Annotated in this window: 21 protein-coding genes; 10 read left to right on the top strand and 11 right to left on the bottom strand. The window is 65.0% G+C overall.

Annotation, left to right across the window (positions count from 1 at the left end; all coding sequences use genetic code 11):
* Window positions 1–210: 210 nt before the first annotated feature.
* Window positions 211–1,038, bottom strand: coding sequence for a peptide chain release factor N(5)-glutamine methyltransferase (gene prmC / locus GTH22_RS02975; RefSeq protein WP_252943081.1), 828 nt, complete (start codon window positions 1,036–1,038; stop codon window positions 211–213).
* The gene (gene prfA, locus GTH22_RS02970) at window positions 1,035–2,090 is read right to left on the bottom strand and encodes a peptide chain release factor 1 (RefSeq protein WP_252943080.1); all 1,056 of its coding nucleotides are present in this window, start codon (window positions 2,088–2,090) and stop codon (window positions 1,035–1,037) included. Before prfA ends, prmC begins: the two co-directional genes overlap by 4 nt.
* Before the next feature lie 60 nt (window positions 2,091–2,150).
* Between prfA and GTH22_RS02965 the strand changes: the two genes are divergently transcribed.
* The gene (locus GTH22_RS02965) at window positions 2,151–2,432 is read left to right on the top strand and encodes a hypothetical protein (protein ID WP_252943079.1); all 282 of its coding nucleotides are present in this window, start codon (window positions 2,151–2,153) and stop codon (window positions 2,430–2,432) included.
* Here GTH22_RS02965 and GTH22_RS02960 read toward each other — a convergent pair.
* The 4 genes from GTH22_RS02960 to GTH22_RS02945 are packed head-to-tail and all read right to left on the bottom strand — an operon-like array spanning window position 2,371 to window position 5,378.
* On the bottom strand, window positions 2,371–2,784 hold the full coding sequence (locus GTH22_RS02960) for a DUF1499 domain-containing protein (protein WP_252943078.1): 414 nt from the start codon (window positions 2,782–2,784) through the stop codon (window positions 2,371–2,373). The two genes, GTH22_RS02965 and GTH22_RS02960, sit on opposite strands and share 62 nt — an antisense overlap.
* Window positions 2,785–2,816: 32 nt before the next feature.
* Complete coding sequence (locus GTH22_RS02955) at window positions 2,817–3,194, bottom strand: hypothetical protein (RefSeq protein ID WP_252943077.1); 378 nt, start codon at window positions 3,192–3,194, stop codon at window positions 2,817–2,819.
* 45 nt (window positions 3,195–3,239) lie between these two features.
* Window positions 3,240–4,205: an agmatinase gene (speB, locus tag GTH22_RS02950; RefSeq protein WP_252943076.1), complete on the bottom strand. Its 966-nt coding sequence runs from the start codon at window positions 4,203–4,205 to the stop codon at window positions 3,240–3,242.
* Between the two features lie 3 nt (window positions 4,206–4,208).
* Window positions 4,209–5,378: a M20 aminoacylase family protein gene (locus tag GTH22_RS02945; protein WP_252943075.1), complete on the bottom strand. Its 1,170-nt coding sequence runs from the start codon at window positions 5,376–5,378 to the stop codon at window positions 4,209–4,211.
* Between the two features lie 60 nt (window positions 5,379–5,438).
* Here GTH22_RS02945 and mazG point away from each other — a divergent pair, with 60 nt between their 5' ends.
* From mazG to GTH22_RS02930, 3 genes are all read left to right on the top strand, one after another.
* A complete protein-coding gene (gene mazG / locus GTH22_RS02940) occupies window positions 5,439–6,260 on the top strand; it encodes a nucleoside triphosphate pyrophosphohydrolase (RefSeq protein WP_252943074.1) in 822 nt (273 codons plus the stop codon).
* A gap of 226 nt (window positions 6,261–6,486) precedes the next feature.
* Complete coding sequence (locus tag GTH22_RS02935) at window positions 6,487–7,485, top strand: Fe(3+) ABC transporter substrate-binding protein (RefSeq protein WP_252943073.1); 999 nt, start codon at window positions 6,487–6,489, stop codon at window positions 7,483–7,485.
* A gap of 228 nt (window positions 7,486–7,713) precedes the next feature.
* A complete protein-coding gene (locus GTH22_RS02930) occupies window positions 7,714–8,142 on the top strand; it encodes a peptidylprolyl isomerase (RefSeq protein WP_252943072.1) in 429 nt (142 codons plus the stop codon).
* Window positions 8,143–8,239: 97 nt separating this feature from the next.
* Here GTH22_RS02930 and GTH22_RS02925 read toward each other — a convergent pair whose 3' ends face one another.
* Window positions 8,240–8,884: a pyridoxamine 5'-phosphate oxidase family protein gene (locus GTH22_RS02925; RefSeq protein WP_252943071.1), complete on the bottom strand. Its 645-nt coding sequence runs from the start codon at window positions 8,882–8,884 to the stop codon at window positions 8,240–8,242.
* Window positions 8,885–9,027: 143 nt separating this feature from the next.
* Here GTH22_RS02925 and GTH22_RS02920 point away from each other — a divergent pair, with 143 nt between their 5' ends.
* On the top strand, window positions 9,028–9,759 hold the full coding sequence (locus tag GTH22_RS02920; protein ID WP_252943070.1) for a L,D-transpeptidase: 732 nt from the start codon (window positions 9,028–9,030) through the stop codon (window positions 9,757–9,759).
* 128 nt (window positions 9,760–9,887) lie between these two features.
* Here GTH22_RS02920 and GTH22_RS02915 read toward each other — a convergent pair whose 3' ends face one another.
* Complete coding sequence (locus GTH22_RS02915) at window positions 9,888–11,636, bottom strand: hypothetical protein (protein WP_252943069.1); 1,749 nt, start codon at window positions 11,634–11,636, stop codon at window positions 9,888–9,890.
* Window positions 11,637–11,929: 293 nt separating this feature from the next.
* Between GTH22_RS02915 and GTH22_RS02910 the strand changes: the two genes are divergently transcribed.
* The gene (locus GTH22_RS02910; protein WP_252943068.1) at window positions 11,930–12,574 is read left to right on the top strand and encodes an SGNH/GDSL hydrolase family protein; all 645 of its coding nucleotides are present in this window, start codon (window positions 11,930–11,932) and stop codon (window positions 12,572–12,574) included.
* A gap of 318 nt (window positions 12,575–12,892) precedes the next feature.
* On the opposite strand, the gene GTH22_RS02905 is transcribed toward GTH22_RS02910, so the two are convergent.
* Both GTH22_RS02905 and GTH22_RS02900 read right to left on the bottom strand, forming a co-directional pair.
* Entirely contained in the window at window positions 12,893–13,171 is a 279-nt protein-coding gene (locus tag GTH22_RS02905; protein ID WP_252943067.1) for a hypothetical protein, read from the bottom strand.
* Between the two features lie 12 nt (window positions 13,172–13,183).
* On the bottom strand, window positions 13,184–16,855 hold the full coding sequence (locus GTH22_RS02900; RefSeq protein WP_252943066.1) for a vitamin B12-dependent ribonucleotide reductase: 3,672 nt from the start codon (window positions 16,853–16,855) through the stop codon (window positions 13,184–13,186).
* 881 nt (window positions 16,856–17,736) lie between these two features.
* On the opposite strand from GTH22_RS02900, the gene GTH22_RS02895 reads away from it, so the two are divergent.
* Window positions 17,737–19,176: an FAD-dependent oxidoreductase gene (locus GTH22_RS02895; RefSeq protein WP_252943065.1), complete on the top strand. Its 1,440-nt coding sequence runs from the start codon at window positions 17,737–17,739 to the stop codon at window positions 19,174–19,176.
* Here GTH22_RS02895 and GTH22_RS02890 read toward each other — a convergent pair.
* Entirely contained in the window at window positions 19,158–19,694 is a 537-nt protein-coding gene (locus GTH22_RS02890) for a MarR family transcriptional regulator (protein ID WP_252943064.1), read from the bottom strand. The genes GTH22_RS02895 and GTH22_RS02890 overlap by 19 nt on opposite strands.
* 169 nt (window positions 19,695–19,863) lie before the next feature.
* Here GTH22_RS02890 and GTH22_RS02885 point away from each other — a divergent pair, with 169 nt between their 5' ends.
* The 3 genes from GTH22_RS02885 to dctP are packed head-to-tail and all read left to right on the top strand — an operon-like array spanning window position 19,864 to window position 22,804.
* Complete coding sequence (locus tag GTH22_RS02885; RefSeq protein WP_252943063.1) at window positions 19,864–20,370, top strand: TRAP transporter small permease; 507 nt, start codon at window positions 19,864–19,866, stop codon at window positions 20,368–20,370.
* Between the two features lies 1 nt (window position 20,371).
* Complete coding sequence (locus GTH22_RS02880) at window positions 20,372–21,682, top strand: TRAP transporter large permease (protein ID WP_252943062.1); 1,311 nt, start codon at window positions 20,372–20,374, stop codon at window positions 21,680–21,682.
* A 21-nt stretch (window positions 21,683–21,703) separates the two neighbouring features.
* Complete coding sequence (dctP, locus tag GTH22_RS02875; protein WP_252943061.1) at window positions 21,704–22,804, top strand: TRAP transporter substrate-binding protein DctP; 1,101 nt, start codon at window positions 21,704–21,706, stop codon at window positions 22,802–22,804.

Genomic DNA, 22,804 nt, shown 5'->3' with positions numbered 1-22,804 from the left:
TTGTTGCGGTTTTTGCCTGACCCGGCCGCGGCTTGCGGTCTTGAAAATTCTGGTCGGCGATTGGATGACAGCGCGAGGCGGTGCGCCCAAGCACCGCGCCTCTGCACTCTTGTTATATGTGCCTTTCGGCCCGTGACAAGTGAAAAATCGCGTGAATGCGGCACATAAGCGCCGGTTTCGGCCCCATCCCGCCGGTTTCGCCCGCGCCCCTCAGCCCCGCGCCGCCACCACCCGATCGCGCCCGTCGAGGTCGGGCAGCACCCGGATCTCGCCCAGCCCGGCCGCCGCGAAGAGGGCCGAGACCGCCGCGCTCTGGCTCGGGCCGATCTCCACCAGCACCCGCCCGCCCGGCGCCAGCCGGTCGCCCAGACCGGCGGCAATGGCGCGATAGGCACTCAGCCCGTCGCCCTCATCGGTCAGCGCCATGCGCGGCTCGTGAGACAGCTCGCGCTGCAACCCCTCCATCTCCGCCAGCGCAATATAGGGCGGGTTCGACACGATCAGGTCGAACCGCCCGCGCAGCCCGGCCCACCAGTCCGTCTCGATGAACCCGGCCCGCCCGACCAGCCCCAGCGCCGCGGCATTGGCCCGCGCCACCTCCAGCGCAGCGCCCGAAACATCGGTGCCCACGCCCCGCGCCGCCTCGCGCTCTGCCAGCAATGTCAGAAGGATACAGCCCGACCCTGATCCAAGATCGAGCACGTCGGCAAAGGGCTCCTCCAGCGCCGCGGCAATCAGAACCTCGGTCTCGGGCCGCGGGTCGAGCACCCGCGCATCCACCGCAAAGCGCCGCCCCCAGAACTCCCGCCAGCCCCGCAAATGACTCATCGGCTCCCCCGCCGCCCGCCGCGCCGCCAGCGCCATCGCCTGCGCCAGGGCCCCGTCGTCCAGCACCTCGCCGCGGCTCAGCGCCAGCCGGTCGCGTGGCAGGTCGAGCACATGGGCCAGAAGCATCGCCGCCTCCCGGCCCGCGCCCTCCACGCCCCCCTCGGCCAGCACCGCGGTCAGGGCGGCCAGCCCCGCCTCCACCGTGCTCACCCGCCAAGCTCCGCCAGCTTGCGCGCCTGGTCGTCGGCCACCAGCGCCTCCACGATCTCGCCCAGCTCGCCCTGCATCACCCGGTCGATCGCATAGAGCGTCAGGTTGATCCGATGGTCCGTCACCCGCCCCTGCGGAAAATTGTAGGTTCGGATCCGCTCGCTCCGGTCGCCAGAGCCGACCTGGCTCTTGCGCTCGGCGCTGCGCTCGCTGTCCACCCGTTGACGCTCGAGGTCATAGAGCCGCGTGCGCAGCACCTGCATGGCGATCTCGCGGTTGCGATGCTGGCTCTTCTCGCTGCTCACAACCACCACGCCGGTCGGCAGATGGGTGATCCGCACCGCCGAATCGGTGGTGTTCACATGCTGCCCGCCCGCACCGCTGGCCCGCATCGTGTCGATCCGGATATCCCCGGCCGGAATGTCGATATCCACCGCCTCCGCCTCCGGCAGCACCGCCACCGTCGCCGCGCTTGTGTGAATCCGCCCGCCGCTCTCGGTCTCGGGCACGCGCTGCACCCGATGCACCCCGCTCTCGAACTTCATCCGGGCAAAGACCCCCTCGCCCTTCACATGGGCCGTGGCTTCCTTCACCCCGCCCAGCTCGGTCTCGGCCAGCTCCAGCACCTCAAAGCCCCAGCCCTGCGCCTCAGCATAGCGCTGGTACATCCGCAGCAGATCCCCGGCAAAAAGCGAGGCCTCCTCGCCCCCGGTCCCGGGCCGTATCTCCAGAATTGCAGGGCGCGCATCGGCGGCATCCTTCGGCAGCAGCGCTAGCTGCAACGCGCCCTCGATCTCGGGGAGCCGCGCGCGCAGGCCCGGAAGCTCCTCCTGCGCCAGTTCCGCCATCTCCGGGTCGTCCAACATGGCCTCGGCCTCGGCAATATCGCCGCGCACCTGCCGCCAGGCCCCGATCTGCTCCACCACCGGCCTCAGCTCGGCATATTCGCGGCCAAGCTGCGCAATCTCCTCGCCGCTCACGCCCGCATTCATCCGCGCTTCGAGAAACTCGAACCGGGCGGTTATCTCTTCCAATCGCTGTTCCGAAACCATGGCACCCTCTCCCCCATCAACGCGCTTTGGTCAAGAGCGCCCCCGTGCTACCCTGCGGGGATGAAACGCCTTCTCGCCATGCTCGCGCTGCTGGCCACCCCCGCCGTGGCCGATGGCACCATGGGCGGAAAGACGATTGATTGCTATTGCACCGACAGCACCGGAAGCCGCGTCGAACTGGGCCAGAACATCTGCCTCACCGTCGGCGGGCGCAGCTTTACCGCGCAGTGCCAGATGTCGCTGAACGTGCCGATGTGGCGCGAGATCTCGCCCAATTGCCTCAGCTCTTCCCTGCGTCCAGGCCAGCTTCCGCAATCCACCGCTCCAGCCTCTTCCGGTTGACGCCAAGATCGCCCTTGCCGATCACCAGATGGGCATGGATGTGCAGCGCGCCCGCACCGTCACGCCAAACCCGGGTCACATCCGGAAATTGCCAGATCGCAGAGCGCGTCACATAGGTTCCGGGCGCGGGCGAGACGGTGCGCAGATCGTCCAGCGCCACCTTCTTCAGCCGCGCTTCGGCGTCTTCGGGCGCGTTGGGCAGCACCAGCTTCACCCCGCCCTCCATCGCGTGCCACCCCGGCCCCTCCGGCCCGGGCCGCGCCGCGAGCCGCTCGGCCGGGATTGGCCAGAGCCGCACCGCGAGGCCCAGCACCATCAACACGGCCCCAAAGGCGATCAACGTCCAGAACATCACAGTCACACCCCTGATTTCTCAAGCCCCCCTTACTCGGAGGGCGCTGCGCTTTCGGGCGCATCCGCAGGTGCGTCCTCTGTCTCCGGTGCCGCGTCCTCCACCGGCGCAGCCTCCGGCGCATCCGCGCTGGCAGGCGCCTCGGGCGTGGCTTCTTCGGCCCCGGCCTGCGCCGCCGAAGCCGCCGCCGAAGCCTCAAGCGCGGCCTTCAGCGCCGCAATCTGCGCATCCTGCGCCGCAATCGCCTCTTCCAGCCGGGTCACGGCCGGGCCGACCTCGTTCATCGCGGCGCCCACCGCGTCGACGTTTTCGCGCAGCACGTAGTCGGCCACCAGAAAGGCTATCACCCCGGCCCCGACCCATGTGATCGCCAGCCGCACCAACCATGCGGTTGCAGTTGCCTTGAACATCGAAATCCTCCGTAGGTCGGGATTTATCCCGACTTTTCAATAGCCTCAGCCCTTGCGCCGGCCGGCGCCCCAAAGGCAGATCAGTTCCATCGCCACATGCGCCCCGGCCACCGCCGTGATCCCGGCATGGTCGAAGGGCGGGCTCACTTCAACCACGTCGCCCCCCACCACGTTCACCCCGGCCATGCCCCGCAGGATCGCCGCCGCCTGCGCGCTGCTCAGCCCGCCCCATACCGGCGTGCCCGTGCCCGGCGCAAAGGCCGGGTCCAGCCCGTCGATGTCGAAGCTCACATAGCAGGGCGCATCGCCCACCCGCTCGCGCACCATCTGCGCCACCGCCTGCGGGCCAAGGTCATGCACCTGCGGCGCGTCGATGATCTGGATGCCCATGGTATCGGGGTTCACCGTGCGGATTCCCACCTGCACCGCCTTCTCGACGTCGATCAGCCCCTCCTTCACCGCCTTGTAGGCAAAGGTGCCATGGTCGATCCGGCTTTCGTCGTCATCCACCCATGTGTCGGTATGGGCATCGAACTGCACATAGGCCAGCGGCCCGTGCTTCTTCACATGGGCCCGCAGGATCGGCAAGGTAATCGAGTGATCGCCCCCCAGCGTGATGCAGCCCGCGCCCGCCTCGAGAATGCCCGCCACATGGGCCTCCAGCGCCGCCGGAAACTCCCAGACCTTGGCATAGTCGAAGGCCATGTCGCCGTAGTCCGCAATCGCCAGCTCCTCCAGCGGGTCATAGTCCCAGCCATAGGGCGGATCATAGGGTTGCAGCGTGCTCGCCTCGCGGATCGCGCGCGGCCCCAGCCGCGTGCCGGTGCGGTTGGTCACCGACTGGTCGAAGGGCACGCCGGTGATCGCAAGGTCATAGCCCGCCAAGTCCTTGGTGTAGCGCCGCCGCAAAAAGCTGGTGGCCCCGCCAAAGGTGTTCTCAAAGCTCGCGCCGCGCCGATCCTTGCGCGTAAACGCCTGATCTACCTGTGTCTTTGCGTCTTCCAGCGCCATGCCTCAGGCCTCCACCGGCTGCGCCCGCTCCACGAGCCGGGCAAAAAAGCTCGCCCCCACCGGCGCGACCTTGTCGTTGAAATCATATTTCGGGTGATGGAGCGAGGGCCCCTCGCCCTGCCCCAGAAACAGGAAGGCCCCGGGCCGCGCCTCCAGCATGTAGGAAAAGTCCTCCGCCCCCATCTCCGCCGTGCCCTCGCGCTCGACCCGCCCCTCGCCGCTGATCTCCTCGGCCACATCGGCGGCAAAGCCCGATTTCTCGGCATCGTTCACCGTTGCCGGGTAGCCCTCGTGATAGACCAGCTCCGCCTCCACGCCGTAAGCCGCCGCCTGCCCCTCGACGATTTCCGCAAGGCGGCGGCGCACCATCGCCCGCACGTCGGGCTGCAGCGTGCGCACCGTTCCGTTGATCCAGGCGCTGTCGGGAATGATGTTGTCCGCAGAGCCCGCATGGATCTGCGTCACGCTCACCACCAGTTCCTCCATCGCGTAGTGGTTGCGGCTGACGATGGTGTTCACCGCGCTGACGATGCCCACCGCCGCCACGATCGGATCGCGGGTCTGATGCGGCATCGCCCCATGCCCGCCCACGCCCTTCACCGTCACCTCCCAGCTGTCCACCGCCGCCAGGATCGGGCCCGGCGTCGTCAGAAACTCGCCCTCCTCCATCCCCGGCGCATTGTGGATGCCGTAAACCTCCGTAATCCCGAACCGGTCCATGATCCCGGCCTTCACCATCGCCTCGCCGCCCGCACCGCCCTCCTCGGCAGGCTGGAAGATCAGCGCCACCGACCCGCCAAAGTTACGCGTCTCGGCCAAGTATTTCGCCGCGCCCAGCAGCATCGTGGTGTGCCCGTCATGGCCGCAGGCATGCATCTTCCCCGCCACCGTGCTGGCGTGCTCCGCCCCCGTCGCCTCCTCGATCGGCAGCGCATCCATATCCGCCCGCAGCCCCAGCCGCCGCGTCGAGTCACCGCGCCCGTGGATCACCGCCACCAGCCCGCTCTCGGCAATCCCCTCGTGGATCTCGTCCACCCCGAACTCCCGCAGCTTCTCCGCCACAAAGCCGGCCGTCTCATGGCAATCGAACCCCAGCTCGGGATGCATGTGGATATGCCGCCGCCAGGCGGTCATCTCTTCGGAATATCCTGCGATCCGGTTGACGATGGGCATGGGCTGGGGTTCCTCTCTGCTGAGACGCTGCCACCAAATCCCATCCGGAGCCCCCCCGCAATGGCCGACCCGACAGACCCGCTGATTTTCGACACGCAGGAAGATGACGCCCGCCAGATGCAGCGACTTCTCGCCATCATGGCCTGCCTGCGCGACCCTCAGCGCGGCTGCCCTTGGGACATCGAGCAAACCTATTCCACCATCGCCCCCTACACCATCGAGGAGGCCCATGAGGTGGCCGATGCCATCGAGCGCCAGGCCTGGGGCGAGCTGGAAGGCGAGCTGGGCGATCTGCTGCTGCAAGCCGTCTACTTCGCCCAGATGGGCCGCGAAGACGGGCATTTCACCTTCGCCTCCATCGCCCGCAACGTCGCCGACAAGATGGTCTCCCGCCACCCCCACATCTTCGGCTCCGAATCCCGCGACAAATCGGCCGAGCAGCAAACCGCCGACTGGGAAAGGCAGAAGGCCGCCGAGCGCGCCGCCAAGGGCGAGACCCGTACGCTGGACGGCGTCGCCCTCGGCCTCCCCGCCCTCACCCGCGCCCTCAAGCTGCAAAAACGCGCCGCCCGCGTCGGCTTCGACTGGACCGATGTGAAGGACGTCCTCGCCAAGCTCCAGGAAGAGGCCGCCGAACTGGCCGAGGCCGAAGGCGACGCCGATGCGATGGAAGACGAAATGGGCGACATGCTCTTCGTCCTCACCAACCTCGCCCGCCACAAGGGCATCGACCCCGAAGCCGCCCTGCGCCGCACCAACGCCAAGTTCACCCGCCGCTTCGCCGCGATAGAAGACGCGCTCGCCGCCCGGGGCAGCACCCCGCATCAGGCCACGCTGGACGAGATGGATGCCCTCTGGACAGCCGCCAAACAGGCCGAGTAATCCCCCCCGCCCCATTTTCTTGCTGCAAATACTCTCCCCAACCCCTCCCCCCGCGCCCCCTCACCGCAGCGCCCCCGCGCATGGCAAGACGGGGTGGGCGGGCGGGCGTCTTGCCATGCGCGGCCCTCCACCCATCCCCGCCCGCAAAACCCGAGCAAAAAACTCACCCATTGACCCAAGCAAAAGAGTCAGGTTTAAGCGCCGGCGACACAAACCGGAGGACATCATGAAACCTGCCCTGCCCCTGCTTCTTACCCTCGCCGCCACCCCGGCGCTGGCCGATGAGATCAACGTCTATTCCTACCGCCAGCCCGAGCTGATCGCACCGCTGACCGAGGCCTTCACCGCCGCAACCGGCATCGACGTCAACGTCGCCTTCCTCAACAACGGCATGGTCGAGCGCCTGCAGGCCGAGGGCGACCGTTCCCCCGCCGACGTCGTGCTCACCGTCGACATCTCCCGGCTGAACGAGCTGGTCGAGGCCGGCGTCACCCAGCCGCTCTCCTCCCAGGCCCTCACCGACCACGTGCCCGCCGCGCTGCATGGCCCCGATGGCCAGTGGTGGGGCGTCACCACCCGCGCCCGCATCGTCTACGCCTCCAAGGAGCGCGTGGCCGACGGCGAGGTGACCACCTACGAAGATCTCGCCGACCCCAAGTGGAAGGGCCGCATCTGCACCCGCTCCGGCACCCACGCCTATAACGTGGCGCTGGTCTCGGCCATGCTGCACCACCACGGCGAAGACTACACAAAGACCTGGCTCGAAGGCGTGAAGGCCAACCTCGCCCGCAAGCCCGAGGGCAATGACCGCGCGCAGGTCAAGGCGATCTGGGCCGGCGAATGCGACATTTCGCTGGGCAACACCTACTACATGGGCGCCATGCTGGCCGACCCCGAGCAGGTGCCATGGGCCGAGAGCGTCCGCATCGTCTTCCCGACCTTCGAAGATGGCGGCACCCACGTGAACCTCTCCGGCGTCGCCCTCACCAAGGCCGCGCCGAACCGTGACAACGCGGTGAAGTTCATCGAGTTCCTCGCCTCCGACGACGCGCAGGAAATCTACGCCGAAAAGAACAACGAATACCCGGTCGCCCCCGGCTCCGAACCCTCCGAGCTGGTGAAAAGCTGGGGCGAGTTCACCCCCGACGACACCAACCTCGTCGACATCGCCAAGCTCCGCCCGGCGGCCATCAAGCTGATCGAAGAAGTCGACTTCGACGGCTGAGCCATCCCGTAGGGCGGGACTTGTCCCGCCCCGCCACGCGCCTTCCAAAGCCCCGCCCGGCCCCCAGCCCGGCGGGGCTTTTCCTTGCGGCAATCTCTCCCGCGAAGGCCGCCCCCGGCCCCCCGGTTTACATTCGCGCCCCCACCTGCGACCCTAGCTGCCGAAATCCGGGCACCTGCGCCGCGCAGCCCCGACAAACCCACCCTCCCCCTTCCGAAAGGACATCCCATGACCCAGGCAAAGCCCGGCGACACGCTCCATATGCACTACAAGGGCACGCTCGATGACGGCACCGTCTTCGACAGCTCCGAGGGCCGCGACCCGCTGACCTTCGAACTCGGCGCAGGCCAGATCATCCCCGGCCTCGATGCCGGCGTCACCGGCATGGCCGTTGGCGAAAAGCGCTCGGTGCGCGTCGAGCCCGCGCAGGCCTACGGCGAGCACGACGCCAGTCGCGTCCAGGCCGTCGACCGCGCCTCCGTCCCCGACAACATCCCGACCGACCCGGGCACCCAGCTCCAGGTGCAGACCGCCGAAGACCAGGTCATGCCGGTCACCGTCGTCGAGGCCACCGAAGAGCACCTCATGCTCGACACCAACCACCCCCTCGCCGGCAAGGCCCTCACCTTCGACGTGGAACTGGTCGAGATCGCCTGAGCCCCCGCGAATGGCGGGGCCCACCCACCCTACAGGCTTTCGCATCCGTTGACGCGACCTGAAGGGTGGGTGCTATCCCATCACCGCAAACACCGTTTCAATACATCGACTTGCGGTAGGCCTCCTCCAACCCAGCGTCGATCTTCTCCATCTCCCCTGCATCCTCCGGCGCCCCCGTGGTCTGCTCCAGGATCATCTTGGAAAGGCTCGGCATCTCCGAACGGTCCTGCCGCGCCGCCGGGTCCCAGAGCTTCGAGCGGCGGAACGCCTTGGCGCAGTGCAGGAACACCTCCTCAACCGCCACCACCACCGCCAGCCGCGGTTCCCGCCCGTTCACCGCCATCCGCTCCAGCAGCTCCGGCGCGCGCACCAGCCGCGCCTGCCCGTTCACCCGCAGTGTCTCGTCAAACCCCGGCACCATGAAGAGCAGCCCCACCCGCGGGTTCGCCAGAATGTTGGACAGGCTGTCGAGCCGGTTGTTCCCCGGCCGGTCCGGGATCGCCAGCAGCCGGTCGCCCAACACCTCCACAAACCCCGGTGCATCGCCCCGCGGGCTCACATCGGCCGTCCCGTCGCCCCCCTGCGTCCCGAGGCAAACAAACGGCGAGCGGGCAATGAAATCCCGCGCATGCCGGTCGAGCGCCGGCAGCGACTTCACCTGCGCCAACGGGCTCACCGGCGGAAACAGCGCCCTCAGCGCCGCCTCATCCGCAATCACATCCTGCGCGTCAAATCCATCCATGCCGCAAATCTCCTCTCTCCGCCCCACCCAACGCCCCCGCGCGCCCCGGGTCAAGAACCGCCCACGCACACACGCCCCCCTTGCCCTTGCCGCCCCCCTGAGGCACACCTTCCCCCGACACCAACAACAAAGCCCAAAGCCACATGCTCCGCCCCCTCCTCGCCCTCGCCGCCGCCCTTTCCCTCTCCGCCTGCGCCGAACTCACCGATCCCTCCGGCCTCTCGCCCGAAACCCGCGCCCTCTATGCCTCGGTGCAGGACGGCGACATCACCGTGCCCGCCGTGCCCGATGAGTACATCACCGAGGCCACCGCCCGGCAGGAGGTGAACTACTTCGCCCCCCAGGCGCCCGGCACCATCATCGTCGATCCCGGCGCCAAGCGGCTCTACCAGCTGCTGGGCAACGGCCGCGCCATGCGCTACGTCGTCGGCGTCGCCCGCGCCGGACGCGGCTTCTCCGGAAACGCCGTCGTCTCCTTCCAGCGCGACTGGCCCTACTGGACCCCCACCGCCAACATGGTCCGCCGCGACCCCGAACTCTACGGCCCCATCCGCAACGGCAAACCCGGCGGCCTCGAAAACCCCCTCGGCGCCCGCGCCCTCTACCTCTATCGGAACGGCAAGGACACGCTCTACCGCATCCACGGCACGTCAGAGCCCAAGTCCATCGGCATGCAGGCCTCCTCCGGCTGCATCCGCATGTTCAACCAGGACGCCATGCACCTCGCGGCCAATACGCCCAACGGAACGCGGGTGATCGTGCTGACCCAGGCCCAGTCCGGCCAATGGGCCGACCCCGCCGACATGCCCGCCCCCGAACCAAGCGAAGCCCTGACGGCGGGCAGCAGCCCGCTTGAGGATACGTCGACGCTGTAGGGGGTATCTTTGCCCGTAAGATAGTTGGAACCCTACATCCGCATCTGAAGAATGGGCGGGAAGCGCGCGTTCGCTGCGATTGCGAAGGTGCCTTCATTCGCGATCAAAGCAGACTTCCAAGTTCCAGTCTATTCGCCGGCATCTTCGCCCTCTGGAAATTTCCAATGGAACCCCAAGAACCAGACCATCCGCGCTTTTTCAAGGTGTCCCGCTTCTTCGGCAAGTGCTTCCAGTTTAGTCTTAACGGTCTTTGCCCAGACTACTTCCTCTAGGAAATTGTTCGGGCGGTGCCGGTCAGCCAAGGCTTTCAGCTGCCCACCGATAACTTCGAATCCACCCGAAGTCACGTAGCCAAAGACCACTTCTGCGAATTCGTCGGCATCAATCTGATTGAGAATTTCCGTTTCATAGAAACCTGAGCCACCGTTGTTCCAAGAAAACTCGCGCCCAAATGCGTCCAGATCGACGCGCAAAAGTTTCAGCAATCGCTTCGCTTCGTGCACCCGTGATTTCTCGAAGGCTTTGATTTGAGCACCCCTCATCGATTCAATGATTGGCATAGTTAGCTCGTTTGGTGTGAACCCGTATCCCCCGAACGAGAATGTGCCCAATTCATCGCTCCACCCGTAGTTCCTCCCATGTCCAGCAGGAGGAATCTTGTCATCTTTCGCAAGTTTCTCTATCTGATGCTTTATCTCATTTGCGATCTTGGAGCCATCTCCGGCCCCATTTTCAGCAATGGTAATCAGGTCATGCGCTATGTGTAGATATGGACCTGGCATAATCTCTTCGCTATCAAAGATGTAAGACTTCGCTTCTTGAGAGGCCTTTTCTAGATCGTCTCGAGACATGAGTCTCCAATTGACAAAGCGCGCCCACAAAGGAGTTTCTTCTTTTCCATCAAACTGCCCTGTGGATCGGAGAGCACTGTTTATCTTATCGGGATCTTCGTAACCGACTCCAATGAGAGAAAACCCAAGATCCAGCGGGAGAATGCTTGCAGCGTTTCCCGCATAGATCTCGGCCTCGGGGTGCTGTAGGAAGCAAGTGTACAATGGATGCGAATTTTCGCTCCCTTTCGGCCTCATAACGCACCGGTGATCGCTTCGCTCAAGCAGTTGTTGCGAGTTAACTTCGCCGGTTGCAACCGCCATTGACAGAGCAAGAAAGGTACGCACAAACCGGATCATGGATTCTGTTGAAATGCGTATCTCTTCATCCAGCACATCGATCACCCGCCCGCAATCGTGGAGGCACTGGCGCAGAACTCTCAAGTTGCTGTGCGTCGCAGACGAGAATACTTCAAGCACCAATCCTTCTTTGGAATTGAACCACTGTTTCCCATGGCCGTCAGGCATTGCTAAAATGAACTCTGGAAGCGCGCTGCGCGCATCAGCCACGATTTTGACGGTGCGACCGACAACTTTTTCTTTGCGTGATAAAAAATCGTCCCGTTTTTTCAGATTGCCATCTGCATCGTCGCGCTCGATGAACGCACAAAGCACCACGTTCTTGGATTGATGTTCAACAAACTCGTTGATCAAGCCCAATAGTTCGCCCGGCGACATTTCGCAACGTTCGACATCGTCGAAGATCAAGAGATCGGACAGATTGTTAATCAACCTATCTTCAACGGCGTCTTGGACAAAACTTCCTACATTCCCTACTTTCGCAAGCTTGCCAACGACGTCGCCGAACTTTCCAGCGGCATCCATTAGCTTTGCTTCTGACGTATTAGCGAGAAGCGCACGCCGGAACGACTTTCGATCCGAGACGCCATTCAACGTTACATAGCGCGCTTTGTCCGACGAAAGGACATCCTTGAATTCACGCTTCACCAGATAGGTCTTCCCTGCTCCCCACGGTGCCTCGATCATGAAGGCATACCGGGGTTTCTTGATCCCAGCATACTCATGGAGTGCGCTGACTGCTGCTACATTTTGATCCACATTTTCACCTTTTGCGATGACACATCGCTCTGGATAATCAACTTACGCCGCTACACCAAATCATAATCCGTTTGTCGGGAATGTAGCTAGCGACTGCTTTGGGAGAGCCGCACCGCCGCGTAGAAGCCGCCGGTGAACGCGGCTCTGGGCCGTTCGCTCTCATACCGTTAGGCCCCCCCCCCAACCTTGCCCCCTCCCCCCATCACCCTACCTCCCCCGGCATGACCCGCTGGCTCCTCCTCCCCCTCCTCCTCCTCGCCGCCTGCGCCCCCGGCGTCCCTGACAACGCCCGTATCGTCGTCGCGGGCGACTCCGTCATGGCCTGGAACCGCAGCAGCGGCGCCTCCGTCGCCCGCGCCCTCCAGGCCCGCCTGGGCGAGCCCGTGGGCGATGTCTCCCTGCCCCTCGCAAAACTCGCCGGGGGCAGCGGCTCCCTCAACATCCCCACCCAGCTCAACGGTGTCAGCGCCCCCTGGGTCGTGCTGAACGGCGGCGCCAATGACATCTCCACCAGTTGCGATTGCACCCGGTGTGGCCCCGTGCTCGACCGGCTGATCTCCACCGATGGCCGCCGTGGCGCGATCCCCGCCCTCGTCGCCTCCCTCCGCCAACGCGGCTCCCGCGTCATCTGGGCCGATTACTACACCTCGCCGCGTTTCGCCGGCACCGCCTGCGTCGCCCCCTACCGCGAGCTGGAGGCCCGCCTTGGCCGCATGGCCGCCCGCGATCCTGGCGTGTCGCTGGTCGACATGGACGATGTCTTCAGCCCCGCCGACCTCTCGCTCTTTGCCTCCGACCGCACCCACCCCTCCCCCAAGGGCTCGGCCCGCATCGCCGCCCTCGTCGCGCCCCTGCTGCGGCGCTGAGGCGATCCGCCCGCCCGATCCGTTAACCTCTCTTCGTTTTGCAGAAATGCCGTATGCACAGGCTGTGCACAGGATGTGTACGCAGTGTGCCTGTGACATTTTTGCGGTTAACGCCGGATCGCACCCCCTCGTACCTGCATTTCTGCAAAACCCGGTTTCCGGGGTCGGGTCGCCGCCTTACCCGCCTGAAATCGCAAAGAAAAAGGGGGGCCGAAGCCCCCCAGTTTCGCCGTTCAGGCTCATCGTTGATACCGCCCGGTTTATTTGCCTGCGGCCTGAACTGCGCCAGGGACGAGCGCACCCGCCCCGGAATCTTAACTATTGCACCCGCGCAAGGCTGATCCGCCCTTCCCAGATGCAGTCTCCACCCGCTTTGGCGTAGAGACCGGCGCGCGTCTCGAACGCCTCGCCGCTCTCGGCCTTGAAGTGGAACCCCTTGGGATTCATCGCGAATTCCTCGAGGTGTTCCTTGGGCACCACCAGGGCGCCCTTGGATGTTTCTCTGCCGCCCTTGAAGCAGGGTTCAAGCTCGCACTGCGCCTCGAACTCCCGCCCGGAGGGGGTTTCGACGATGCCGCAGATCACTTCCTTTGCCATCGTCCGTTAACCTCAGCTGCAGCCGCTCGTGCCGCCACAGGTGTTGCACTTCATGCAGGTCCCGTTGCGCACCAGCGTGTAGTTCCCACACTCCCCGCAAGCCTCGCCTTCATACCCCTGCATCTTCGCCTTCGCCCGGGCATCCATCCCGTTGGAAACGCTCACAGAAGCCTCCGGCACCAGGGTCTCCAGCGCCACCACCGGATCAACTCCGGCGTCCAGCGCCACGGCCCCCGAAAGGTGGCCGCCAAGCCCGCCCTGCAGCACCACCAGATCGCTCGGAAGCCGCTTGCGCAGGTAGCCCGAGGAGCTGATCTGCTTGAGCACTTCCAGCGACTTGCTCGCCGCGCTGTCGCTCACAGACGTGACGTTCGAAACGCCCTCTTCCTCGCCACGCCCCAGATCGTCGAAGGCCGCGCCTTCGGGCTTCACATGGGCCAGATCGGTCCGGTCGAGGTAGCTCACCGCCAGCTCGCGGAAGATGTAGTCGAGGATCGAGGTCGCATTCTTGATGCTGTCGTTCCCCTGCACCATCCCGGCCGGCTCGAACTTGGTGAAGGTGAAGGCGTCGACGAACTCCTCCAGCGGCACGCCGTATTGCAGGCCAACCGACACCGCGATGGCGAAGTTGTTCATCATCGCCCGGAACCCGGCGCCTTCCTTGTGCATGTCGATGAACAGCTCGCCGAGCTTGCCATCTTCATACTCGCCGGTGCGCAGATACACCTTGTGCCCGCCCACAACCGCCTTCTGGGTATAGCCCTTGCGGCGATGCGGCAGCTTCTCGCGAGCGGCCTTGGCCACCTCCTTGATGATCACCTTCTCGATGATCTTCTCGGCCAGAACCTGCGCCTTTTCGGTCGGCGCGCCGCTCTCCAGCACCTCCTGTGCCTCCTCGTCGTCCTCCACCAGCGCAGCCGCGAGAGGCTGCGAGAGCTTGGAGCCGTCGCGGTAGAGGGCGTTCGCCTTGATCCCCATCCGCCAGCTGCGCTCGTAGGCTTCCTGGCAGTCTTCGATGGTGGCGTCGTTCGGCATGTTAATGGTTTTGGAGATCGCACCTGAGATAAAGCTCTGGGCGGCGGCCATCATGTCGATGTGGGAATTGACCGACAGGAACCGCTTGCCCTTCTTGCCACAGGGGTTGGCGCAATCGAACACGCTCAGATGCTCTTCCTTCAGGTGCGGCGCACCTTCCAGCGTCATCGTTCCGCAAACATGGTCGTTGGCGGCCTCGATCTGCGCGCGGGTGAAGCCCAGCGACGAGAGCAGGTCGAAGCTCGGGTCGTTCAGCTTTGCGGCCGGAATACCCAGCACGCTCGTGCAGAACTCCTCGCCCAGCGTCCACTGGTTGAAGACGAAGCGGATGTCGAAGGCCGAGGCCAGGGCGGCTTCCACCTTGTCGATCTCGGCCTGGCCAAAGCCGTGGCCCACCAGCGCGGTGTGGTTGATGCCCGGCGCATTGCCCAGGCTGCCGTGGCCCACCGCGTAGGCGATGATCTCGGCAATCTCGGCGTCGCCGTAGCCCAGCTTGGTCAGCGAGGCGGGAACCGAGCGGTTGATGATCTTGAAGTAGCCGCCGCCGGCCAGCTTCTTGAACTTCACCAGCGCGAAGTCAGGCTCGATGCCAGTGGTGTCGCAATCCATCACCAGGCCGATGGTGCCGGTGGGGGCGATGACCGAAACCTGAGCGTTGCGGTAGCCGTGCTTCTCGCCGAGCGAAAGCGCCTCGTCCCAGGCTTCCCGGGCGAGCGCAACCAGCGTGGCGTCGGGGCAGCCGGCGTGATCGAGGGCCACCGGGTTCACGTTCATCGCCTCGTAGCCCTCGGTTTCGCTCCGGGCGGCGCGGCGGTGGTTGCGGATGACGCGCAGCATGTGCTCGGCATTCTTCTTGTAGCCCGGGAAGGCACCCAGCTCACCAGCCATCTCGGCGGAGGTGGCATAGGACACACCGGTCAGCAGCGCGGTCAGCGCGCCGCCAAGGGCCCGGCCCTCGCGGCTGTCGTAGCCGTAGCCCATGTTCATCAGCAGGCCGCCGATGTTGGCATAGCCAAGGCCCAGCGTGCGGAAGTCGTAAGAGCGCTGCGCGATTTCCTTCGACGGGAACTGCGCCATCATCACCGAGATCTCCAGCGTGATGGTCCAGAGGCGGGTGGCGTGCATGTAGTCTTCCGCCTGGAACACGCCGTCCTTCAGGAAGGTCAGCAGGTTCATCGAGGCAAGGTTGCAGGCCGTGTCGTCAAGGAACATATATTCCGAGCAGGGGTTGGAGCCCCGGATCGGGCCGTCTTCCGGGCAGGTGTGCCAGGCGTTGACGGTGTCATGGTACTGGATGCCGGGATCGGCGCAGGCCCATGCGGCATGACCGATGTCTTCCCAGAGCTCACGGGCGCTGATGGTGGCAGACACCTTGCCATCGGTCCGGTTCACCAGCTCCCACGGCAGATCATCCTTCACCGCTTTCAGGAAGGCGTCGGTGACGCGGACCGAGTTGTTGGAGTTCTGGCCGGAGACGGTGGCATAGGCCTCGCTGTCCCAGTCGGTGTCATAGGTCGGAAACTCGATCGAGGCGTAGCCCTGCCGTGCGTAATCGAGCACGCGCTTGATGTAGGTCTCGGGGATACGGGCCTTCTTGGCGTCCTTCACCGCACCCTTCAGCGCGTCGTTCGCGTTGGGGTCATAGGCCCCCTCTTCCGAGCCGTCGAAGGCCCGGATCGCGGCGAAGATCGCGTTCAGCTTCTCTTCGTGCATCTTGGAACCGGCGACGAGCGAAGCAACCTTCTGCTCCTCCTTCACCTTCCAGTTCACGTATTCCTGGATATCGGGGTGGTCGGCGTCGACGATCACCATCTTGGCGGCGCGGCGCGTGGTGCCGCCCGACTTGATCGCGCCCGCGGCCCGATCACCGATTTTGAGAAAGCCCATCAGGCCAGAGGACTTGCCCCCGCCCGACAGGCCCTCACCGGCGGCACGCAGGGAGGAAAAGTTCGTGCCGGTCCCGGAGCCGTATTTGAACAGGCGCGCCTCGCGGACCCAGAGGTCCATGATGCCGCCGTCATTCACGAGGTCATCGCTGACCGACTGGATGAAGCAGGCATGGGGCTGCGGATGTTCGTAGGAGGATTTGGACTTGGTGAGCTTGCCGGTCTTGTAGTCCACGTAGTGGTGGCCCTGTGCGGGGCCGTCGATGCCATAGGCCCAGTGCAGGCCGGTGTTGAACCACTGCGGCGAGTTCGGCGCGGCGCGCTGGGTGGCCAGCATGTGGCGCATCTCGTCGAAGTAGGCCTTCGCGTCGGCCTCGGTGGTGAAGTAGCCACCCTTCCAGCCCCAATAGGTCCAGGCGCCTGCGAGGCGATCGAACACCTGCTTGGCCGAGGTCTCGCCGCCGAAGCGCTCGTCCTCGGGCAGCTTGGCCAGCGCCTCCTCGTCGGGAACCGAGCGCCACAGGAACGAGGGAATGCCCTTTTCCTTCACCGCCTTCAGCTTCGCCGGCACGCCCGCCTTGCGGAAGTATTTCTGCGCGATCACGTCAGAGGCAACCTGGCTCCAGGCCTTGGGCACTTCGAGGTTGTCGAGCTTGAAAACAACGGAGCCGTCCGGGTTGCGGATTTCCGACGTGGTCGTCGTGAACTCCAGCCCGCCATAAGCAGCACCTTTGGACGTGGTGAACTTGCGTTCGATCTTCATTGTCACATGCCTCTTCTACGTTCGGCGCCTTGTTCCGGCGGCACCTTCTGGTTGCGTCCCGGCACGGCTCAGGCCGCGCTCGTTATTCCCGCCAACAAGGCGCAGGAGGTTGACCGCCGAACATGCGCGTTCGGGCGTGACAGGCTGTGCGCGGCCTGCCTCTCGGCTGTTTTGTGGTCAAAAGACCGTCCCTCTTGCGACCGTTCCCGCCTGCCGCCGGTTGCCCGGTGGCCGCGTCGTGTGCAGCAAGTGACAGAAGGCCGGTTGGCGCGCGCTGCGCCCTTGTGTCCCCGGTCCCGGGTTGCCCCGGGTATGCCCCCTGCCGCCTCGCCGTTGCCCCAACATCTTGTGGCGGCTCAGTCAGCCCCCACAAGAAACCCGATTGGGGGGTGCAGCGTCAACGCTAAAATCTGCACCGAATGCCATTCTTTTTTGTTGACGGATCGCGGCGGCACTGAACCGCCTCACGGCCCCGTGATTCACTCACAGCGGGAGAGCGCCCACCACCAGATGTAGGGCTTTCGGCCAACCCATACGAAATATGGTGGTTTTTTGCAATGCCGCGCCAAGGCTGACCCTAGTGGAACCCCGCCCTTCTCCACAGGCCCGCCCCCAAAGATCCCGCCCCGGGCGTCCGCTCGAGGGGTGTGCAAACAGGGCACAGTGGCAAGCCCCCGCCCACCTCCTTTCGGCCCCTTTGCCCAAATTTTGGGCGGCGCCCCAATACTACATGTTGTGGTCCCGCTCCCCACATTTTTGCAATCCACCCCGCCGCTCCCGAATCCTCCCGACCCCGCCCCGTCCCGCAGAAACCTCCTGTTGACTCGCAATAGTTTCCTAAATAATTATCAAGGTAAGTAAATTGCAGAGGGGAGGCCACCGTGACCAACAGTCAGAACTCGCAGCAGACGAGCCAAACCATCAGCGTGCCCGCAACGGATCTGGGCCTGGCCTATCAGGCCGACATCGTCGTCGTCGGCGCCGGTCCCGCAGGCTTCGCGGCGGCGCTCAAGGCGGCGCGGATGGGTGCGAAGGTGGTGGTGGTCGAAAAGCTCGACATGCCGGGAGGGGTTCACACCTCAGGGCTCCAGGGGCACGCCGCCGAAGGCATCGGCGGCATCCACTCCGAGCTGATGGACCGTTTCGCGGACCACGGCTACATCTACCGTGCCGATGCCTCGACCCATGCCGACTGGGCCGGCAACCCCCTTTCGCACTATGAGCGGCGCAAGGAGCCGGGCGACGACTTCATCCGCCTGTCCTTCAACGCCGAAGGCTCCGGAAGCGTCATGGCGCAGATGCTTCACGAGGCCGGAGTCACGGCACTCTACGACACCCGCTATGTCGCCTGCATCGTCGAGGGCGGCCCGGGCGATGCCGCGATCAGCGCCATCATCGTCGAAAACAACAGCGGCCGCTTCGCGATCTCCGGGCGCATCTTCATCGACGGGTCCGGCACGGGGATGCTCGCAGCGTCCGCCGGCGTTCCATACGTGTCGGGCGGCGGTGGCCAGCCGGAAGGCGCCGACTGGGACGGGGTGGCGCGGCCAGTGCCGGGCGGTCTGCTCTGGACCATGCACGGCGTCGACCTGCCCGCCCTGATCCGCCACCAGGAGCAGGCAAAAGACCCCCTCCTCGAAAAAGCGATCGCCGAAGCGCGCGCTGCGGGCGACATACCCGAAGGCCTCTATCGCCCCGCCATGAAGGGCAAGAACGTCTACGCCAGCATGTACATCGGCCACCCCACCCTCGACATGAGCCCGATGGCGGCGCCCGGCACATACTGCCTGTGGCAGAACGTGCCCTATGAGCTCGGGCTGCACATGGACGAAAGCGGCGAAGACAACTCCTTCGCCATGCGGCTGCTGAGAGGTTACGTCGATGCCGAAGCCCGCTTCCTCAAAAAATACGTGCCCGGTTTCGAGCGGGCCACCATCGGCAACGTGGGCCGCTATGTCGGGGTGCGCGACGGGAGGCACCCCATCGGCGAGCATATGTTCTCGCTCGAAGATGCCCGCGCGGGCCGGGTCTTCCGCGATGCCGTCACCGAACCGATGGTGAAGCCCTTCTACTGGGACGAATTCGCGCGCTACACCTTCACGGTGCCCTACCGGAGCTTCCTGCCCAAGAAGGTCGGAAACCTGCTGCTCTCGGGGGCCTCGCTCTCCTTCACCTACGAGACGATCTTCATGGTCATGCGCAATTTCCCGTGGTCCACCCTCACCGGCGAGATCGCGGGCTTTGCGGCCGCCCAATGCATCGAGAAGGGGATCGGCCCCAAGGAGCTGGAGTGGACGGTGCCCTACGGTCCGGGCGGTTGAACCGGGGAGCGGGTCAGATGGGGGTGTTTCACCGGCAGGTCGATCAGCACTTCGAGGACCTGCCCCAACTCGGGCAGAAGCTCGGCTTCGGGCGTTGCCTGAAGCTCGGCCGTCCGGGCCTCGATCAGCTTGCCCACGCGCGTCGTCGCCGCCTTCCCCTCGGGCGTGAGCGATACCTGCGCGCGCCGCTGGTCGGTGCCCGAAGCCGTGCGCGTCACGAGGCCCAGCTTGGTCAACTCGTTCAGCACCCGGCTGACATTCGGCGGCTGCATGAAAGAGCGCAGCGCAAGTTCGGAGGGTTCAAGGAACGGCTCGTCGAACAGGTTGCGAAGGACACGCCACTGGCGCTCCGAGATGTTGGCGTCGCGAAACAGCGGCCGATAGAGCTGCATGATCGCCTCGCGGGCGCGCAGCAGCCGCACCGGCAGCGCCTCTGCCAAACCGGTGGCCGGAACCCAATCCTCCGGACCACCCGCAGCACCTTCGATCTCGGTTCCCTTGGAATCTGTCGTGTTCACCGTCCGCCTCGCCAAAAAGCCTGCAAGCCACCTTACCGGACCTCTCCTGTATCATGAGCGGCTTGATCTCATCAACTTATGATAATAATTATTACGGAAAGCAAATTCCTGCCCGGCGGGGGCTTTCCCTTCACTGCGGAGGCTGTCGGCCGTGTCTCGGGGGAGCTTCATGCTGAAAGTCATCAACCTTCTCGACACCGCGTTGATGGTCATTGCCGCCGTCATGCTGGTGATGATGCTCGGGCATGTGTCGTTGGAGGTGATCCTGCGGCTGTCGGGCGTCAGCGTGCAGCTCCAGACCATCACCTACGTGTCGGCGTGGTACATGGTTGCGCTGGTCTTCTGCGCCCTGCCCTGGGCTGAGGGCCACGAGGGACATATCAGCGTTGATGCCTTCACCTCCATGCTTCCGGCTGGCGTCCGCGTGGCCATGCTGCGTGCCTTCGATGGCATCACCGCGCTCTGCCTCGGCTTCCTGACCTGGCTTTCTACGCTTCAGGCCTGGGACAAGACGATGGATGGCGAGATCTGGGAAACCTCGACTGGCTACTTCCTCGTCTGGCCGGGCCGCTGGGCAATCGTTCTCTCCTTCGCGGTGCTGACCCTGCGCTATGCGCTGCGGTGCCTCACCAACAGAGCTGCCCTCACCCCTGCCCCTGCTGGCGAGGGAGACTGAGATGGAGGGCCTCTGGATCGGCTTGGCGGGCTTTGGCGTCGTTTTGCTCCTCGTCGCGCTGCAATTTCCGGTTGGCGTGGCCCTCGGCCTGGTCGGCGCCGTCGGGATCTACCTGCAGATCGGCTATCGGCCGATGGTCGGGATCCTTGAGTCGACGCCCTTCGAGTTCACCGCAAGCTGGTCGCTCTCGGCCATTCCGCTCTTTCTGCTCATGGGAAGCGTCATCCAGCGGTCCGGCTTGGCAGGGCATATCTACACTGCGGCACGGATCTGGATGGGAAGGCTCCCCGGCGGCCTTGCGGTGGCAACCAATGTCGCCTCGGCGGGCTTTGCGGCGATGTCCGGCTCCAGCATGGCCACCTCTGCGGCCATGGCACGATTGGCGGTGCCCGAGATGCTCCGCGCCGGATACGACCGCAAGCTCGCCACGGGCTGCGTTGCCAGCGCCGGCACGCTCGGGGCGCTCATTCCGCCCAGCATCCTCATGATCCTCTATGCCATCTTCGCGGAGGTCTCGATTGCCAAGATGCTGGTGGCAGGCATCCTGCCCGGGCTGCTGACGCTGGCCGTCTACGTTGCGATGATCATGCTGCGCAGCCACCGCGACCCGACACTGGCCCCCGGGATGGTGGCACGCGCCAGCCTGCGGGAGAAATTCGCCAGCCTCGCTCCGGTCTGGCCCCTGCCCCTTATCTTCTTCGGTGTACTCGGCGGCATCTACGGCGGCATCGTCACGGCAACCGAGGCCGCCGCACTGGGCGTGCTGCTCTCGCTCTTCGCGGCCCTGCTCGCCGGCGGGTTCTCCTGGGATCTCGTGTGCGGCGCGCTGATCGAGACGCTGGGCAGCACCGCACGCATCTTCTTTGTCGCGATGGGCGCGATCATCTTTACCAAGTTTCTGGCCCTCACGGGCATCTCGACCACGCTCGCCCGAAGCTTCTCCGGCTTTGCCGACAACTACCTGCTGCTGGTGCTCGCCGCCTCGCTGCTGTTTCTCGTGCTCGGCATGTTCCTGGACCCGCTCGGCGTCATGCTCATCAGCCTCCCGATCATCCTGCCGGTCTTCAAGGCCGTGGACGCCGACCTGATCTGGCTCGGCGTGATCGTGGTCAAATACATCGAGATTGGCCTGCTCACCCCGCCGGTCGGGCTCAACGTCTACGTCGTGAAGAGCGCCCTCGGCGGCGACGTTCCCCTCGGCGACATCTTCCGCGGGGTCACGTGGTTTTTGGCCTGCGAGGTCATCATCATGGCCCTGCTCATCGGCTTTCCGGAAATTTCACTCGTCCTGGCCAACAGGCTGGGTCTCTGACGCATCTCAAGGGAGGAGACCATGCGTTTCACATCAAGAACTGCCCTCGCAACAACGCTGACGCTGGCTGTGTCGGTCACGGCCGCCACGGCCCGCGACCTTCGCTACGCGGCCTTTGTCGGCACGCAACACCCCTCGTTGAGCGTGTCGCTGGAGCCCATGTTCGAGCGTCTCCGTGAAGCAACGGATGGCGAACTGAACTTCACCACCTTTCCGCTGGGCCAGCTGCTCGGCGCCCGTGCGATCCTCGAAGGCATAGATGATGGCGTGGCCGACGGCGGCATGGTCGTGCCGCATTGGTATCCTTCCGACATTCCCTCGGTGGTGAACTACGCAAACATGGCCGTCTACGGCACCGACCCCTTCGCTATCGCGGGCGCGGTCAGCGAGGCCATGCTGCTCAACTGCCCGGAGTGCGTGGAAGAATACGCCGAGGCCGGGGCACGGATTCTCGGCGCCTACTCCACCACGCCCTTTGTGCTGCAATGCACCACCCCGGTAAGCTCGCTGGCCGATCTCGACGGGCTGCGCGTGAAGACCACCGGCATCATGGGGCCGCGCCTCGAACGGCTTTCCGCGGTGCCCTCCAACATTCCCTCTCCCGAGATGGCCGAGGGATTGCAGCGCAATCAACTCGACTGCGTGCTCGCGTCGATGGACTGGTATTCGTCCTACGGGCTGCAGGGAATTGTCACCGACGTCACCGAGGCGCCCCTGGGCACCGTGCGGGGCATGTCCCTCATGGCCTTCAGCACCGAGACCTGGGCCGAGCTCTCGGATGAGCACCGCGCCCTCATGCTGCGCGAAATCTCCTATGCGGTGGCCGACATGATGATCGGTCAGGAAGCCCTGGTACAGGATTCGCGCGAGAAGGCCGCGGCGCAGGGCGTGACCTTCCACAAGGGAGACGAAACGCTGGTTTCCGCCCTCGCCCCTTCCGCCGTGGACGAGGAACTGATCGCCGCCTACGCCGCGGACATCGGGGTCGAGAACTATGCCGAGCAGGTCGAGGCCTTCAAGACTGCTCTCTCCAAGTGGGAGGCAATCGTCGCCAATACGGGCCGCGACAGAGAGGCCTTTGCACAGGCGCTTTACGACGAGGTCTATAGCAAGCTGAAGTGA

This window comes from Oceanicola sp. 502str15 (genome assembly GCF_024105635.1).
Lineage (GTDB): Bacteria > Pseudomonadota > Alphaproteobacteria > Rhodobacterales > Rhodobacteraceae > Vannielia.
The sequence above is the reverse complement of the archived record's forward strand: the minus strand, read 5'-3'. Positions and strand labels throughout refer to the sequence as shown.

What these genes read in the sequence shown, in the direction of transcription:
- prfA (WP_252943080.1), bottom strand. Translation starts at nt 2,090, where the DNA reads ATGGTTTCGGAACAGCGATTGGAAGAGATAACCGCCCGGTTCGAGTTT.
- GTH22_RS02965 (WP_252943079.1), top strand. Translation starts at nt 2,151, where the DNA reads ATGAAACGCCTTCTCGCCATGCTCGCGCTGCTGGCCACCCCCGCCGTG.
- GTH22_RS02960 (WP_252943078.1), bottom strand. Translation starts at nt 2,784, where the DNA reads ATGTTCTGGACGTTGATCGCCTTTGGGGCCGTGTTGATGGTGCTGGGC.
- GTH22_RS02955 (WP_252943077.1), bottom strand. Translation starts at nt 3,194, where the DNA reads ATGTTCAAGGCAACTGCAACCGCATGGTTGGTGCGGCTGGCGATCACA.
- speB (WP_252943076.1), bottom strand. Translation starts at nt 4,205, where the DNA reads ATGGCGCTGGAAGACGCAAAGACACAGGTAGATCAGGCGTTTACGCGC.
- GTH22_RS02945 (WP_252943075.1), bottom strand. Translation starts at nt 5,378, where the DNA reads ATGCCCATCGTCAACCGGATCGCAGGATATTCCGAAGAGATGACCGCC.
- mazG (WP_252943074.1), top strand. Translation starts at nt 5,439, where the DNA reads ATGGCCGACCCGACAGACCCGCTGATTTTCGACACGCAGGAAGATGAC.
- GTH22_RS02935 (WP_252943073.1), top strand. Translation starts at nt 6,487, where the DNA reads ATGAAACCTGCCCTGCCCCTGCTTCTTACCCTCGCCGCCACCCCGGCG.
- GTH22_RS02930 (WP_252943072.1), top strand. Translation starts at nt 7,714, where the DNA reads ATGACCCAGGCAAAGCCCGGCGACACGCTCCATATGCACTACAAGGGC.
- GTH22_RS02925 (WP_252943071.1), bottom strand. Translation starts at nt 8,884, where the DNA reads ATGGATGGATTTGACGCGCAGGATGTGATTGCGGATGAGGCGGCGCTG.
- GTH22_RS02920 (WP_252943070.1), top strand. Translation starts at nt 9,028, where the DNA reads ATGCTCCGCCCCCTCCTCGCCCTCGCCGCCGCCCTTTCCCTCTCCGCC.
- GTH22_RS02915 (WP_252943069.1), bottom strand. Translation starts at nt 11,636, where the DNA reads ATGATCGAGGCACCGTGGGGAGCAGGGAAGACCTATCTGGTGAAGCGT.
- GTH22_RS02910 (WP_252943068.1), top strand. Translation starts at nt 11,930, where the DNA reads ATGACCCGCTGGCTCCTCCTCCCCCTCCTCCTCCTCGCCGCCTGCGCC.
- GTH22_RS02905 (WP_252943067.1), bottom strand. Translation starts at nt 13,171, where the DNA reads ATGGCAAAGGAAGTGATCTGCGGCATCGTCGAAACCCCCTCCGGGCGG.
- GTH22_RS02900 (WP_252943066.1), bottom strand. Translation starts at nt 16,855, where the DNA reads ATGAAGATCGAACGCAAGTTCACCACGTCCAAAGGTGCTGCTTATGGC.
- GTH22_RS02885 (WP_252943063.1), top strand. Translation starts at nt 19,864, where the DNA reads ATGCTGAAAGTCATCAACCTTCTCGACACCGCGTTGATGGTCATTGCC.
- GTH22_RS02880 (WP_252943062.1), top strand. Translation starts at nt 20,372, where the DNA reads ATGGAGGGCCTCTGGATCGGCTTGGCGGGCTTTGGCGTCGTTTTGCTC.
- dctP (WP_252943061.1), top strand. Translation starts at nt 21,704, where the DNA reads ATGCGTTTCACATCAAGAACTGCCCTCGCAACAACGCTGACGCTGGCT.